This is a genomic window from Paraburkholderia sp. (assembly GCF_049581445.1).
Taxonomy (GTDB): domain Bacteria; phylum Pseudomonadota; class Gammaproteobacteria; order Burkholderiales; family Burkholderiaceae; genus Paraburkholderia.
In genome coordinates, this window is the sequence record NZ_JBAURZ010000392.1 from 25326 (window position 1) to 40010 (window position 14685).

The following is a 14685-nucleotide window of genomic DNA, read 5'->3' on the forward strand; positions in this document are numbered from 1 at the left end:
GTTGGACGCCCGCGAACAGTTATGCGCCGTGCTGTTGGCATCGTTCATCGTCGCTCAAGCCGTCCATCCTCCTGTTCGTAGCGGAACACGCCGTTCCTGTCGATCCACGCGGGCATGGGTATCTCGATTCCGCCGCCATTTGACAGCAAGAGCGCCCGGCTTCGCGCCCATAGTGCCAAAGGCCGCGCAGTTTTGTCCGATTTCGTTGCCAACGTTGGTATAGAGTCAATGGACGCCCTCATTTCTGCCTTATCTGCTGGCCTGCGAAGGCCGCTACGCGCGCGTACCGTATTTCGAGGGAAACAGGAACGTAGAGGTGACTTGCGAGCGTTCCGCCGACGAGCGCCACCTCAGGCGTCCGGCAATTGGCGAGATACTTTGCGTAGTTCGCGTCGCCTGTCGTGTTCGGCATTTTCCGGGGATCCCCGGTGGGTAGGTCTGCCGTGAACAAACCAGTCTGTTATTTCGTCTCACTCCCGGTCGTCGCGGTACTGTTGACGGGCATCAGCGCGAGCGCTGCCACGGCGCAAGGAGCGGCCGCGCCTCCTGCAACAGATGAATTGAAAGTACTGGTGGACAACGACAAGGTGCTCGTCACGGAAGAGAAACTCACGAGAGGCGCTAACAGCGCAAGCAAGGCGCGTCCTTACCGTGTCGTGCGGGCACTTCAGGGCGGGACAATCCAACGCATCTACCCCGATGGCAAGCAGGAGATGTCGAACTGGAAGACGGGCGAAGTGAAGGTATTCGGGCCAACCCCGCCTTATGCCATCAAGAACGTCGGGGACACGGACGTGATCTTTTACATCGTCAGCCCAAAATAACGAAGAGCACTGGCGTGCGACCCACCGCTCGACCGCGCTCTCAGGTAGACATTCGAACGTCGGCTCTGTTCGGATAACGGACCTTATGTTCACCCGACCATCATGTTCGTCGGACGGCATGTTGATACGTTTTTACGACATTGTCTCGGTAACCGGATGTGCTAGTGCAGCAGTTACTGCGGCTCTTGCACATCGAGTCGCTGCACGCTTTGGGTGTGTCGTGCGATGTCGCTTTCCTCGAGTCTGAGCGGCTTGTGGCCAAAACCCGTATACAGCGCGAGCTGGTCGCTATAGTGCGGTGAACGGGTACCGTCCGGTGCGACGAAGCCACTTTGCCCTGGCGCGACCACATCCCACGCCTGTACCTTGCCTGCGGCTGCGTCGCTGCCGAACACGATCAAGTCGTTCTCAGTACCGCGATTCTGGAATTCCGGTACATGGATTGATTCGGACGCGTCCGCCTGCGGCACGCCGAAGAAGTTGTTCGCGCGGAACGTGAGCGTGACCACCGGTGGGTGCCATTGGGCAATGTCGTTGCCGTAACGCTGCGACAGCGACGTCCACGCATCTTCAAGTGCAGCGCGAATCACGTCGTCCGGCTGGGCGCCGCCGAACAGGTCGATCCGTTGCGGTACGCCCGAACGCGGTCCGAGCAACGCCTCATACAGGATCTTGCTGCCGGTGCTAAGGTTCAGCGAACCGGTCGGACCGTCCTGCGTGGTCTCATAACCGCTTGCGGTGTACCACTTGTCGAACGGTGCCGGGACGGCCTTGGCGACCGTTCTCGAGAGCATCGACGTGAGCCACGCGTTCATGATTGCCGAGCCCGGTTGCCCGTATTTTCCGCTGCCGCGCGGATCGTCATTGATACCGTTCCAGTGCGCCAGCGTTTGCGCAAGGCGACGGCGCGGGTCGTCGGCGGGAAGTGTCGCCGTCGCACGCTCAATGTACGGCAGGAAGTGATGCACGTTCAGGTCGGCGCGGCTGGTGTCCTTCAGGATCTGCCAGACGTCATCGCTATCCAGCGTGGTGTGCGCCTCGATGCGCCGGTCGATTTCGTCGACTCGATCTGCCGCGCCCCACAGGAACGCGAACAGGTCGGAGGCGGGGTAGCCCTTTTCCGGCGAGTTATTCCAGTTCGCGATATAGCCCGAACGTGGGTTATAAATCTGCGGACTAGTCGAGAACGGCAGCAGGCCGCGCCAGTCCCACCCGCCGGTCCCTGGAACCGGCAGCCGTGGATCCTCCCCCGCACGACGCCACGGATACGCACCAGTATGTACATAGCCGATGTTGCCGTCACGGTCAGCGTAGTACCAGTTGATTGTCAGCGCCTGGCGAGCGGCGTGGGCAGTCCAGCTTTTCCAGTCTTGAGCCTGTGCCTGATACGTCCATGCGAGCAGCGACCGCACTTCAAGCCCGTCCCATGCGCGCGCTTTTGCATACGCGGTATGCGTGGCGTCATCGCGCTGCATCACGTTGCCATGCACAGTGCGGTAAACGTCGAGCGTCACGGGCTCGGCGTTCCTGACGTGGATGATCTCCACCCTCTTTTGCATCTGTACCCACGCGCCGTTATGCCAGTAGAAATCTGGGCGAGCGGGATCGACGCGTTCGGCGAACATGTCGATGTCGTCACCGAAGCCGGCGGTTGCGCCCCAGGAGATCTTGCCGTTGTGACCAAACAGTATGCACGGGTAGGCGAACGGCGTGTTGCCGACGATGTTGAAACCCGCGCCATGCAGTCCGACGCCATACGTGTAGGCCGGATTGAACCAGCCGAACTGCGGGCCGTTCAGCATGATCGCTTTTGCGCCGCGCGCGCGATGCTTACCGATGACCCACATGTTGCTGGTGGTCGGAAAGCCGGCGAGACCGTTGGCGCCGCTCGACGCATACTGCGCGAGCACGGTATTGCGGTTGGCAGCCGGATCAAGCGCGAGCAGCATCCCGTCATCCCCGCGTGCGGGGCGGTCGGCCATCGGTGGCGGACCATCGTAGCGTGGCAGTGTGTACGAGAGCGGACCGTTGCCCACCTGCGGACTCAGCTTGACCGGATACGTGCGTTCGTCGGGAGCGATTGTCGTCTGTGCATCCGGGTTCACGATCCATTTCAACTGGTTGAACAGTTCCATGCCGCGTGTGTCACCGTACTTGTCTTTCAGTGCGGTGAGAAGCGCGAGGTTGTCAACTTTGCTCGTGCTATCGGAGAAACGGTTCGCCATGGTGCCGACGAAGACCATCGCTACATCGAATGCGCTCCAGTTCGACGGCCTAAAACCGAAGTCGTTGAACTGCCTGGGCATCAGTGTGTCCGGGTGCGCTTGCACCTGCGCAATCCAGGCGTTCATGCCATCCGCGTAGCCGGCGAGAATGTCGCGCTCGCGTTTCGGCAATGCAGCGATCTGCTGTTCGATCGATGCGGGCCAGTAGTTTCCGCGGGTCGCCTCATCGAACTTGACGAATTTATCCCCGAGCACTTCTGCCACCGTGCCTTGCGTGCTGCGTTTGGCCATCTCCATCTGGAACAGGCGGTCCTGCGCAACCGCGTAGCCGTAGCCGTAGAAGAGCTTGTAAGTGGTGTCCGCGTAGATCTGCGGGACGCCATATTCATCGCGCTTGATTACCACCTGGTGCACGGTGTCGGCCGCACAGACGGTTATGGAGAACAGCGGCAGCGCGAGTGCGGTACAGGCAATAAGTCGGGCAACAGCAGGTGTGCGGCCGGAACCGCCTACTGGCAGACGCATAGTGTCTCCATCGTTTTATCGGGTGTGCGCTATCCTAAAATAAAACCGACCGGTCGGTCAATCAAAGATCCCCACCAGCGGTTGCTTCAGGATCTCTGAATCCGGATTGGTGCGTCTTCGCATGCAACGGCAACGGTGCGGCCCTCACGCAAACGCCGCGCGAACCTTAACCGGAAGAAGAAAAAGCAACGCTGCGGGTGAGGTTTAGGAGCAAAGTTGCGGCGAGGTCCGGGCAGGGTCGAAGGCGCCGTTGTTAATTGGCCGGTCCTCCCTCAGTTCCTGCCCCTGTCGGCGAATACCGTAGCCACAAGGGCCGGGTCGGCTCTGTCACTACTGAGCGCGCAAGAGCGCAGATGACGCGGGTTTGCTCAGAGAGCGGATGGATTTTTGGCCAGCCCAGTGAAACGATGCCACGCAACCAAGCGTTCGCCGCGTTGGTTGCGATAGAGCAGGGCGCGGCAGAAGGTGTTCTTTCTCACCCTCACTATACGGCCCGTGAACTCGCGGTATGGCCCCGATCGCGAAGCGCGACGCACCCCCACAGATTTGATCGGCGCAGCCGCCTAGCGCGGATGCGATCCTGCTAACGCCCGACGACGCGCCTTAGCGTCTGCGACGGTGTTTCCCCAAACAGCTTCTTGTAGTCGCTGGAAAAGCGCCCTAGATGCATGAACCCCCAGCCCATTGCAATCGAAGAGATGTTCCGTTCGGAGCAATCGGCGAGCATGTCGCGGTGCACCGCTTCAAGGCGGTATTTCTTCAGATACGCCATGGGTGCCTGCCCAAAATACTGCCTGAAGCCGTCGAACAGTTTGTAGCGAGACACGCCGGCCGCCCGCTCGATGTCTTCGAGCGTGAGATCCTCGCGCGCGTTGTCCTGAATGAATTGTCTCGCCCGCAACAGATAGTGCGGGCAGGAAGGACTCAAGGAGTCGACGAGCGCTGCCGAATAGTTATGCGGCTGGGACAACAGCAACCCTTTGAGCAGGGCCTGCTCGAGGTCGCCCACCATTTGCAGGTGATTCACGAGCGGCCCGCTGCGCTCCATTTCTGTCATCATGAATCTCACCATGCGCCACCAGGCGGCCTGGTCTCCGCTGGCGGCGTCCATGCCGGGCTGGAACGTCAACGGTGCATCGAGCGGACGTTGCAGCAGCCCTTCGAGCACCTGGCGCAGCGCCGGACGCGGAATCGCGACAATGATCTTGCGGCAATTTCCGGTGATCGCGAGGTCCTGGGCATCATGCGGGGAGAGAATAAGCCCCTTGTCATGATCCGATTGCCAGAGGCGGCCTTGCGCCGCCAACTCCTGCTCGCCGGTCAGGGGCAGGCTGACGCTGTAGCAGTTGAGCGGGGCATCGGTGCTGACGGACACCGTCACGTCGGTGCCGTATTCGACATAGCCGAGCGTCGTCGACATCGCGCGCAGCACGGTGCCCGAGTGATGAAACTGCAGATGCTGCGGGCTGTGCACGCGCAGCCCGTGCGGCCCGCAAATCTCGGCCATCCAGTCGCGCGCACCATCGAGGTCGCGACGTTCCGCGTCTACGCCACGGCTGTCGTGGCCGGCTTGCGTATACATCGGTTCGTTTACCTCTCGACGTGACGCCGCAAAGTGTAAATGAGGTCAAATCCGACACCAATCGGTGCGCACCCGGAGGAGTGCGGACAGGGCCGGTTGCCCGGTCCCGTCCGCCGCTCAAGACGTCTGATGATTGGTGTTGCTGTCAGCGAATTTCTCGTAGTATAGACGGCCTCCCTCGATGCCCTGCTCGGCGAGCCATTGCTTGATGGCCTCGACCATCGGCGGCGGTCCGCACACATACATGTCGAACGGATTCGAGGCAAGAAAGCCACGCTCGAAGTGCTCGGGAATCAGGCCGGTCTTGCCGTGCCACTCCGGCGCGGGGTTCATCACGACGATTTCGCAGGCGAAGTCCTCGATCTTCTCAGCGTAGTCCTTCAGACGCTCCAGTTCGCACAGGTCACGCGCATTCGTCACGCCGTAGTAAAGACGGACCGGCTGGCCGCAGCCGCCCTTTTCCGCCAGCTCGTCGAGCATGCCGAGAAAAGCCGACAGCCCCGTGCCGGCAGCGACCATCACGAGCGGGCGTTCGACCTCGCGCAGGTAGAACGCGCCGAGCGGCGCTTCGAATTCGATCGTCTGGCCCGGCTGGCAGCGCTCGCGTATGTAGTTGCTCATTACGCCGTCCGGCAGCAGACGGATCAGGAACTGCAATTGATTGCTGTCGTTCGGCCGGTTGGCGAACGAATACGACCGCGAGGCCCCGGTCTCGGGAACCTGCAAGCGCGCGTACTGGCCAGGCAGAAAATCCAGGCGCCGCGGATGGGCACCGGCATCGAGGTGCAGGATTGCGGTCGTTTCCGAAACCTGCTGCACCTGCGTGACCTGCGCGGACACGACGCTCGTGCCACCCGTCTGGCACAGGCTCGAGTCGTAATCGAAAAAGAACGACGCATCGGACTGCACGCGCGTCTGGCACGACAGCATCTTGCGCTGGGCCAGGTCCTCGGCCGAGAGCGTTTCCTCGTCGACATAGTCCTGGCTGTAGCTGCCTGATTCGCAGCGCCCCTGACAGGTGCCGCAGACGCCCTCGCGGCAGTCGAGCGGGATGCTTACGCCGTTACGAAGCGCCGCATCGAGCAGGATCTCGTTCGGCCGGACGTCGAAGAATAGGGTCTTGCCGTCGGCAAAACTGAAGGCGACCTTGTGGCTCATGATGACGCACTCCCGCTCACAGATGATAGAAATCGAGCACCGCATTGATGCGGTCGTTGAGCAGCAGCACATGCTTGCGCACGATCTTCCAGCTCTCGCGTTCGGCACGCAGGTGATAGGTCACTGGGCCGAAGAAATGCCCGGCCTCGCCATGGCGCGTATAGAACGTCGCCCAGTTGGCCTTGACTTCGAGCAAGCCGCCTTCGAGCTCAGCGATCCGCACGTTGCTGACCTGATGCATCGTGCGCGGCAGCGGCGTGGAGGCCGCCGACTTGCCCGTGCGTAACCGGAAGACGCGATCCTCAAGGCCGGAACGGTTCGAATAGTAGATCAGCGACATGCCGCGTTTCGGGTCCGTCGTGTATGCGTGCTCGGAATCCCACTGTGGCACATGGAACTCGCTCGCCTCGTCGAAGAGGTCCAGGTACTCGTCCCAGCGCTGGGCGTCGCAAAGCTCGGCCTTGCGATAAAGAAACTGCTCGATGGAATGTTGGAACTGTTTCATGGTTCAACCCTCGTTCGTGGCGTTCGACTGCCTGGCGAGACCCTTCAGAAGGAACTCGCGCCATGCGCCCTGCTGATTGACATACAGGCCCTCGTGCGTGAGCTCGGTGCCGCTTAGCACGGGCTCGATGCCGAGGAGCCGCGTGTTGGCCGTCTCTCCCTCAACCCACTTGTGGTGGCCGCGCGAGATGTCGCTCCAGCGTTCGAGCCGCGCCTGGAAGCCGCGCTGCTGCTCGCGGAACTCGACGAGATCGTCCGGCGTGCCCATGCCCGACACGTTGAAGAAATCCTCGAACTGGCGGATGCGGCTCTCGCGATCCTGATCGGACTCGCCTTTCACGCCGATGCACTGGCTGATGATTTCGGTCTTGTTCCAGGCCACCGGGCGCACGATGCGCAGCTGGGAGCTGATCTGGTCCATGAAGAACATGCTCGGGTAGATGTTGAGGTTGCGCAGGCGGTGCATCATCCACTCGGCCTTCTGGGGTCCGTGAGCCTCGACGAGGCGCGGCATCACGCTCGCGTAGCCGGGGCGCACGGCCGGGTTCGGCATGTCGCTGAAGAGCAGGCTATGGCCGTTCCTGAACGAGAACCAGCCGTCGTCGGTCTCGGCATCGCCGGCGCCGAGCTTGCTGTAGTCAAGCGTGTCGCTGGCGGCCTCGCCCTTTTGCGCGTTGGATTCCTGGCGATGCTTGACCGTGGACACGTAGTTGTAGTGCACGGTGCTCACGTGATAGCCGTCGAGACCGTTCTCGTTCTGCAGCTTCCAGTTGCCGTCGTAGGTATACGCGGACTTGCCCTGCAGCACCTCCAGTTCGCCGGTCGGCGACTGCGCGACGATCATGTCGAAAAAGATGCGTGCGTCGCCCAGATACGCCTCGAGCGTATCGGTGCCGTCCACGTCGAGGCTCACGAACACGAAGCCCTTGTAGCTTGCGATGCGGGCTTTCTTCAGGCCGCGCGTGGACTTGTCGAAATCCTCGCAATACTCGCCCGGCGCCTTGACCTTGACGAGCCGCCCGTCGCTCTTGTAGCACCATGCGTGGAACGGGCACGTGAACGTCGACTGATTGCCCTTGCTCATGCGCGTGAGGGTGGCGCCGCGGTGCTGGCACGCATTGATCATCGCGTTCAGCTCGCCGTTGCCGTCGCGAGAGATGATCAACGGTTGGCGGCCCACGCGCATCGTCATGTAATCGTGCAACTTCGGGATCTCGCTCTCGTGACACGCGTAGATCCAGTTCTTCTCGAAGATAAACTCCATCTCAAGCTCGAACAGCTCCGGCTCGGTGTACATCTCCCTCGCGATCCGGTACACGCCTTCAGCGGGGCGAAAATCCAGGCAGCCGTCCACGAATTCCTGCCACTGTGATGGGTTTCTGGTAGTGCTCACGGTATGTCTCCTCCTGCCGTTTCACGGCGTTGCAATTGATTGCCGACAAGAGGCATTGAATACGTGATCGGAGGCCGGAGCTATCCGGCTACTCGACATTCGCTATCCGCTTTTTTTGGGTCCGGGATGACGCACCTTTCCTGCGGCCGCGTTCGCGTTCGGCTTGGGGCCGCGGTATGCTGACGTCGACTTGCTCCTCGGAACCGGAGCGAACGTAGATTGAATCGATGCGAGTCAACAAATTCAAATGACTACAACTACAACAGATATCGTCATTATTGGTTCAGGGATGGGGGGCGCCACTGCGGCGCTCGGTCTTGCCCCGACGGGGGCGAACATCACCATTCTCGAGCGAGGACTGCCGATCCCGGCAAGCGCGGCGAATCGCGATGCGCGCGCGGTGTATCAGCGCAACCACTTCAAGTGAGACGGTGCCTGGTATCTGCCTGACGGCGAAGCCATCGCTGCCGGTAACCGCTTCTGCCACGGCGGTATGACGAAGTTCTATGGCGGTGTCCTGTATCGTTTCCGTGAACGCGACTTTGATGGTGTGTCCTATTCTGAAGGCGACGCTCTCGCATGGCCCATTCGATACGCCGAACTGGAGCCGTGGTATGAACGGGCCGAGCATATGTATCGGGTTCGCGGCGATGCCTCGCAAGACCCTACCGAACCACCACGTAAATCCAGTCTGCCGTACCCGCCCGTTCCTGACGAAAAAGCGATCGCCTTGGCCCGCAGGCGTTTTGAAGCCATTGGCCTTCACCCTAGTGCGCTACCGCTGGGTATCGATCTCAAGACGTGGCTCGAGCATGGCAATACCGGGTGGGACGGCTTTCCGGACGCCCGGGAAGGCAAGATGGATGCCGAGAATTGCGCTTTGCTCCCCGCGCTTCGCTATCCCAACGTCGGAATCAGGAGCGGCGCTATAGTCCAGAGAGTGCTGTTTTCCGAATTCGGCTCTGCAGATGGAGCAGTTCTGACGCAAACGTAATTGGCTACCGTTGCGTATAAGCCGGAGGTGCATCAACATGGCGCTGAGCGAGAAATGGACTGCGCACGCGAGCCTCGGTAACGCCGAGCACCTCAGGCTAAAGACCTCGAGAAGAGACCTGGAGAACAACATGCGACTAGCGCACATGGCTATGTGGACGCGCGACATCATTGGTGCCGCCGACTTCTGGCAGCGTTATTTCAATGCCGAAGTCGGACCACTTTATCGAAGCGCACGCCGCGTTGGTTTTACATCTTGCTTCATCCGCCTGGCAGCGGATCAGCTTCAGATTGAACTGATGAGCGCGCCTTGGGTTGAGGAAAAATCAGCCGATGAATGCCTCGGATGGGACCATATTGCCATTTCTCCTGGTAGCGCCGACGCGGTCGATGCGCTGGCAAAGCGTTGCGGAACAGATGGCATCCTGTTATCGGCACCCAGGCTAACTGGGGATGGCTTCTACGAGGCGGTGATCGTGGCCCCCGATGGCACGCGAGTCGAAATCACCAGTTGACTACGCACGGCCGGATCGCCGATACATAGGCGAACAAAGGGCCATCCACTACCCATAACGTGCCTCAGTCGTCGCGACGATTCAACCGTCCGTTGACCAAGCTCGCCCCTGCGCGCAGAGCTTCGCATTCGAATAACAACTCGCCGACTTGAGGGCTTTCGTCGGATGTTCGTCAGGGTTACCCCGTAAACCGACACCAAACCTTCGCACACTGACGCAGCAACTGCGTCGCTGTGCTGCACCCCGGTGCGCATACGAACTATCAGATCCCGATTTTGGCAACGTACACTGCACTCTCTCGCGGTGCATGGCCGCGCAAACGTTCCCCAAGCGTCGATTTTGCTCTACTCGGGCAACTCGAGCTTGGACGCTCGAAGAGGGATTGCATCGTTTTCGACATAGCTTCCCAGGCGCGCGTGACAGGTCGAACAGTACCGCACATAACGCGCGTTTCCATGGTGTTCCCGTACCCTATGCGACTCTCGCCGCGACCGACTCGCCTGTTAAAGACACTAACGCCGCAGACCACGCCAAGAGCCATCCGAATGCAATAGCGCGTAAGTAAATCTGAGTCCGTTGCTTCAACGCCCGAGAGTTTCCACTAACACAACAAGCTTGACGCGCGCACGTCTATATCTCGCTGCTTCTTATGGGCGTGATAAAACAGATGAGTCATTGAGATGTACTACGAGGAGGTTTTGAGGACATGGAGAGTATCGCAACTCGCGTAACACACGAAGAGACGGGGTACACAAGTCAATCGGCTGACGCCGAGTATTCGACGGGCCTGAACCGCGCATTGAGTGTTAGCGACCTCATCGCATACGGCATGGTCTACATGCTACCCATCTCGCCGTTTGCAATGTTCGGCATTATCGCAAGTGTCGGCAATGGCATGGTGCCGTTGATTTATATCCTCAGCGTGATCGCCATGGGCTTCACGGCACGCAGTTATCAGGTGCTGAGCAAGGAATTTCCGAATGCGGGTTCGGCGTACACGTACGCACGGCATGGCATCGGCGAAGCAGCGGGCTTCTTCGCGGGCTGGTTGCTGTTCCTCGACTACATCATTAGCCCCGGCCTGCTGGCAATTATCAGCGCCGCTGCCATGAACAGCTTCATACCCGAAATCCCGCGTTGGACGTGGATTCTCGGGTTCATCGGAACCGGCACGCTCCTCAACCTCGTCGGTGTCTCGGTTACAGCCAAAACGAACCGCATCTTCCTCATCATCATGATGGCGGTGCTCGCAGTCTTTCTCGGTGCGGGTCTCTACGCCCTCTATTCAGGCAAGGGTCACGGCGGCCTGACCCTCGGCGCTATCTACAATCCCCATTCCTTCACATGGGGCGCCGCGGGCAGCGGTATCCTCGTTGCGTCACTGAACTTCCTGGGGTTTGACGCCATAACGACACTGGGTGAAGAAGTGCGCCCAAAGCAGAAGCACCTGCTCGGCTTCGCCGGGATGGCTACGTTGGGGATCATGGCGGTTCTCTTTGTTGTGCAAACCTGGGTTGCCGCCGACCTTGCGCCGGGCGCACATATTCTTTCACCCGACACCGCGTTCTACGATATCTCCCGGTACGCTGGAGGCAATTGGCTCTTCGGCCTCACGTCCATCGGCACGGCTCTGGCGTTCGGCATTCCTTGTACGATTGTTTCGCAGCTAGCCATTGCGCGGATCATTTATGCGATGGGTCGAGACCGCCAACTGCCGCACGTATTTGCCCGCGTGAGCACCAAAAGTCAGCAACCGTACGTTGCCAATCTCTTCGTGGCGGCTGTGTCTCTCGTGGTGTCTCTCGCGTTCCAGGACCACCTCGACGAGCTTGCACTCTTCCAGAATTTCGGCGCGCTGTCGGCGTTCATGCTTGTCAACATATCCCTGATTGGATACTTCTGGTTCAAAAATGGCTCGCGCAACATCCTCTCGCATATGGTGCTGCCTCTGGTCGGTCTGGCCATCATCGTCGCCTTGATGTCGTCGATGCGAATCGCAACATTGCAGATGGGCGTGACATGGCTTGCGCTTGGACTGGTCTATTTCCTTTTCATGCGATGTGCCCTGGGTCGCAAGGTCGCTATCGAAGTTTGATGGCTTCGACGCGGACGCTACGCTACCTGATCGCGACAGGCGCGAGCGTTCTCTTACAGGAGCGCTGCGTACACACCGTCACGAACCTCCTGAGGAAAACGCCCTCCCGCGCCCTCCCACGTAGTATTGGTCATCGATACGACCGTAAGCCCGGCAGCCCGGTCGAAGAACCAGTTATGTCCTGATGATCGGCGTCGTGACGTGACCGCTGTGTGTTGATGCCTAGATTACTCGCGACGCGCCTCTCTCGGGTTCCAGAAATTATGTATTCGGTCGAAAACTACCTTCAGTTTGCAAACTCAGCGCTAGACGAAACGGGTCCTATTGGCATGCGCTATTTCAGGCAGTCAATCGATATCGTGCAGAAGACCGACGCCAGCCCTGTAACAATTGCAGACATAGAGATCGAGGCACTGATTCGCCAACGGATTGCACATGCCTACCCATCGCACGGCATTCTTGGAGAAGAGCAGGACTCCGTTAATCTGTCGGCGAAGCTTTGCTGGGTGATCGATCCAATCGACGGCACAAAGAGTTTTATCAGTGGCATGCCTCTGTGGGGCACGCTTCTCGCATTGCTCAAGGACTCGTGTCCGGCCTTTGGTATCGTAGATGTCCCGGCGCTTGGCGAGCGCTACGTCAGCACGCCGGAACGCGGAACAGAGCGCAATGGGAAATCAATCAGGACGAGTCAATGCGATGAACTGCGTAATTGCAACATGTTCGCAACCTCGCCGGACATGTTCAGTTCTACGGAATTACAGATATTCGATTCACTAAGCCGCAAGGCGCGATTCAGGAGATTCGGTGGCGATTGCTATAACTACGCAATGCTCGCAGCCGGGAAAATTGACGCTGTCATCGAAGCGGGTCTCAACCCCTACGACTATCTTCCCGTCGCGCCCATTGTGACTGGTGCCGGTGGCGTTATGACTGATTGGAACGGTAATGCGTTGACGCCATCGAGCGATGGTCGTGTCATCGCCGCTGCAACTCCGGCGCTGCACCGCGCTCTGCTCGAAGAAACGGTCAAGCTCCATCAGACCAACATCTAGATACGGCGCCTGGGCGCGGCATCCACGTTCAGAGCCTCAGCGACGGACGTTTGCTCTCTCACTCAGCGTGCGTAACTTCAAGGAGCGCCCTTAGCTCGCGCACCGGTCGCATAGCAACCGGTGCACAATCTATCGATTCTCATCGAAGCCAAGTCTCAGCGTAAAACGCACCAATTGCCCATTACCGGACCGTCGCAGCCGACACAGGCGCTGCCTTGCCGTAGGGGACGTCGATGTTACCGAGACGCCGCAGGCGGATGTTTGCCTGCTCCGCATGCCCCGAGAAGCCTTCAAGAATGCACAGGCGTGAGCAGTACTCGCCCACGAGCACGGATGCTTCGTCGGTCAGGATGCGCTGATAGGTGCACGTCTTCAGGAACTTGCCCACCCACAGGCCGCCGGTGAAGCGCGCGGCGCGCGACGTCGGTAGCGTGTGGTTCGTGCCGATCACTTTGTCCCCATACGCGACGTTAGTCCGGGCGCCGAGGAACAGCGCGCCGTAGTTACGCAGACGGTTCAGGAAGAAGTCCGGGTCACGCGTCATCACTTGCACATGCTCTGATGCGACGCGGTCCGATTCGCGAATCACTTCCTCGTCGTTCTCGCAAATGATGACTTCGCCGTAGCCTTCCCACGCTGCGCGCGCAATTTCGGCCGTATCGAGTTGGTTCAGCAATCGCTCGACTTCCGCGAGCGTCTTTTCGCCGAGTTCCTTCGAGGTCGTAATGAGCACCGCCGGCGAGGTCGGGCCGTGTTCGGCCTGGCCAAGCAGGTCGGTCGCGATGAGCTCAGCATCCACCGAGTCATCTGCAATGATCATCGTTTCGGTTGGGCCCGCGACAAGGTCAATGCCAACCTGACCAAACAGCTGGCGCTTCGCTTCCGCGACGTACGCGTTGCCGGGACCAACGATGACATCCACTTGCGGAAACTCGCCAATGCCCAAAGCCATTGCGGTCACGGCTTGCACGCCGCCGATGCAGTAAATCTCATCAGCACCGGCGAGATGGATTGCAGCGATAACGGGTGCGCTCGGACGGCCCTCAAAGGGGGGCGACGTCGCGATAACGCGGTCCACACCGGCGACCTTCGCTGTCACGATGCCCATGTGCGCCGAGGCGACCAGCGGGTACTTGCCGCTAGGGATGTAGCACCCGACAGTTTGAACAGGAATATTCTTATGGCCAAGGATGACACCCGGCAGCGTTTCGACTTCAATGTCACGCATTGACGACAGTTGATGGCTCGCAAAATTACGAACCTGTTCTTGCGCGAATTTGATATCCGCGATTTCCTGCTCAGTCAGCTCGGCAATGCAAGCGTCGATTTGCTCTTGCGTGAGACGAAACTGTGTCGGATTCCACTTGTCGAATTTCGCGGAGTATTCGTGCAGTGCTTCATCCTCGCGTGCTGAGATGTCGGTAATCATCTCTTCGACAATGCGGCGGACCTGCTTGGTGTCAGCTTCGCCAGTGGGTTGCGTGGTAGCCGACTTCAGAAAAAACGACATGATTGCCCCTTATGATACAAACTCAGGAATTGAGCGGATTCTTCAACGAGAAAATTCTTACGTAGCTAAGACTCTGTTTGCAGAGTCCAAATGCATTTCGTGGGAAAGCGCGTCACTTTTCAGCGCGAAGCCAGTATCAGTCGAGAAAAACGACAACTCAATTTCGCGAGATGCCTCCAGGATGACGCACTGTGACGCTTTCCTGGGTTTGCGCGCTTTCTACGCCCACACACCAAAATCAACCTCTTGTATTCGCAACAAGGATAAGTTCGTTGAACCGGCGGCCAGGGGTGCCGACGTTCACGC

12 protein-coding genes and 1 pseudogene are annotated in these 14685 nt (G+C 59.5%); 6 read left to right on the forward strand and 7 right to left on the reverse strand.

Annotated elements, in window-relative coordinates; genetic code table 11:
* The first annotated feature begins 443 nt into the window (after positions 1-443).
* Positions 444-824: a hypothetical protein gene (locus WCA85_RS33955; protein WP_424069938.1), complete on the forward strand. Its 381-nt coding sequence runs from the start codon at positions 444-446 to the stop codon at positions 822-824.
* Positions 825-997: 173 nt separating this feature from the next.
* On the opposite strand, the gene WCA85_RS33960 is transcribed toward WCA85_RS33955, so the two are convergent.
* From WCA85_RS33960 to antA, 5 genes are all read right to left on the reverse strand, one after another.
* Positions 998-3574, reverse strand: coding sequence for a penicillin acylase family protein (locus WCA85_RS33960; RefSeq protein ID WP_424069939.1), 2577 nt, complete (start codon positions 3572-3574; stop codon positions 998-1000).
* A gap of 583 nt (positions 3575-4157) precedes the next feature.
* On the reverse strand, positions 4158-5156 hold the full coding sequence (locus WCA85_RS33965; RefSeq protein ID WP_424069941.1) for an AraC family transcriptional regulator: 999 nt from the start codon (positions 5154-5156) through the stop codon (positions 4158-4160).
* 117 nt (positions 5157-5273) lie between these two features.
* The gene (gene antC / locus WCA85_RS33970) at positions 5274-6314 is read right to left on the reverse strand and encodes an anthranilate 1,2-dioxygenase electron transfer component AntC (protein WP_424069943.1); all 1041 of its coding nucleotides are present in this window, start codon (positions 6312-6314) and stop codon (positions 5274-5276) included.
* A 16-nt stretch (positions 6315-6330) separates the two neighbouring features.
* On the reverse strand, positions 6331-6819 hold the full coding sequence (gene antB / locus WCA85_RS33975) for an anthranilate 1,2-dioxygenase small subunit (protein ID WP_424069945.1): 489 nt from the start codon (positions 6817-6819) through the stop codon (positions 6331-6333).
* 3 nt (positions 6820-6822) lie between these two features.
* The gene (antA, locus tag WCA85_RS33980; protein ID WP_424069947.1) at positions 6823-8211 is read right to left on the reverse strand and encodes an anthranilate 1,2-dioxygenase large subunit; all 1389 of its coding nucleotides are present in this window, start codon (positions 8209-8211) and stop codon (positions 6823-6825) included.
* Positions 8212-8458: 247 nt separating this feature from the next.
* Between antA and WCA85_RS33985 the strand changes: the two genes are divergently transcribed.
* The 4 genes from WCA85_RS33985 (at position 8459) to WCA85_RS34000 (ending at position 11814) form a co-directional block, all read left to right on the forward strand.
* Positions 8459-8638 (forward strand): FAD-dependent oxidoreductase, encoded by a 180-nt coding sequence (locus WCA85_RS33985; protein ID WP_424069949.1) that lies wholly within the window; start codon positions 8459-8461, stop codon positions 8636-8638.
* Positions 8639-8704: 66 nt separating this feature from the next.
* Positions 8705-9205, forward strand: a complete 501-nt coding sequence (locus WCA85_RS33990; protein ID WP_424069951.1) for a hypothetical protein — start codon at positions 8705-8707, stop codon at positions 9203-9205.
* Positions 9206-9242: 37 nt separating this feature from the next.
* The gene (locus WCA85_RS33995; protein WP_424069953.1) at positions 9243-9719 is read left to right on the forward strand and encodes a VOC family protein; all 477 of its coding nucleotides are present in this window, start codon (positions 9243-9245) and stop codon (positions 9717-9719) included.
* A gap of 706 nt (positions 9720-10425) precedes the next feature.
* Positions 10426-11814, forward strand: coding sequence for an APC family permease (locus tag WCA85_RS34000; protein WP_424069955.1), 1389 nt, complete (start codon positions 10426-10428; stop codon positions 11812-11814).
* 53 nt (positions 11815-11867) lie between these two features.
* On the opposite strand, the pseudogene WCA85_RS34005 reads toward WCA85_RS34000, so the two are convergent.
* A pseudogene (locus WCA85_RS34005) lies at positions 11868-11996 on the reverse strand (serine hydrolase); the annotation flags it as partial.
* 81 nt (positions 11997-12077) lie between these two features.
* Between WCA85_RS34005 and WCA85_RS34010 the strand changes: the two are divergent.
* Positions 12078-12869, forward strand: coding sequence for an inositol monophosphatase family protein (locus WCA85_RS34010; RefSeq protein WP_424069957.1), 792 nt, complete (start codon positions 12078-12080; stop codon positions 12867-12869).
* Positions 12870-13050: 181 nt separating this feature from the next.
* On the opposite strand, the gene hisD is transcribed toward WCA85_RS34010, so the two are convergent.
* Positions 13051-14379 carry a histidinol dehydrogenase gene (hisD, locus tag WCA85_RS34015; RefSeq protein WP_424069959.1) on the reverse strand — a complete coding sequence of 443 codons (1329 nt, stop codon included), beginning with the start codon at positions 14377-14379 and terminating at the stop codon, positions 13051-13053.
* Between the last annotated feature and the right edge of the window lie 306 nt (positions 14380-14685).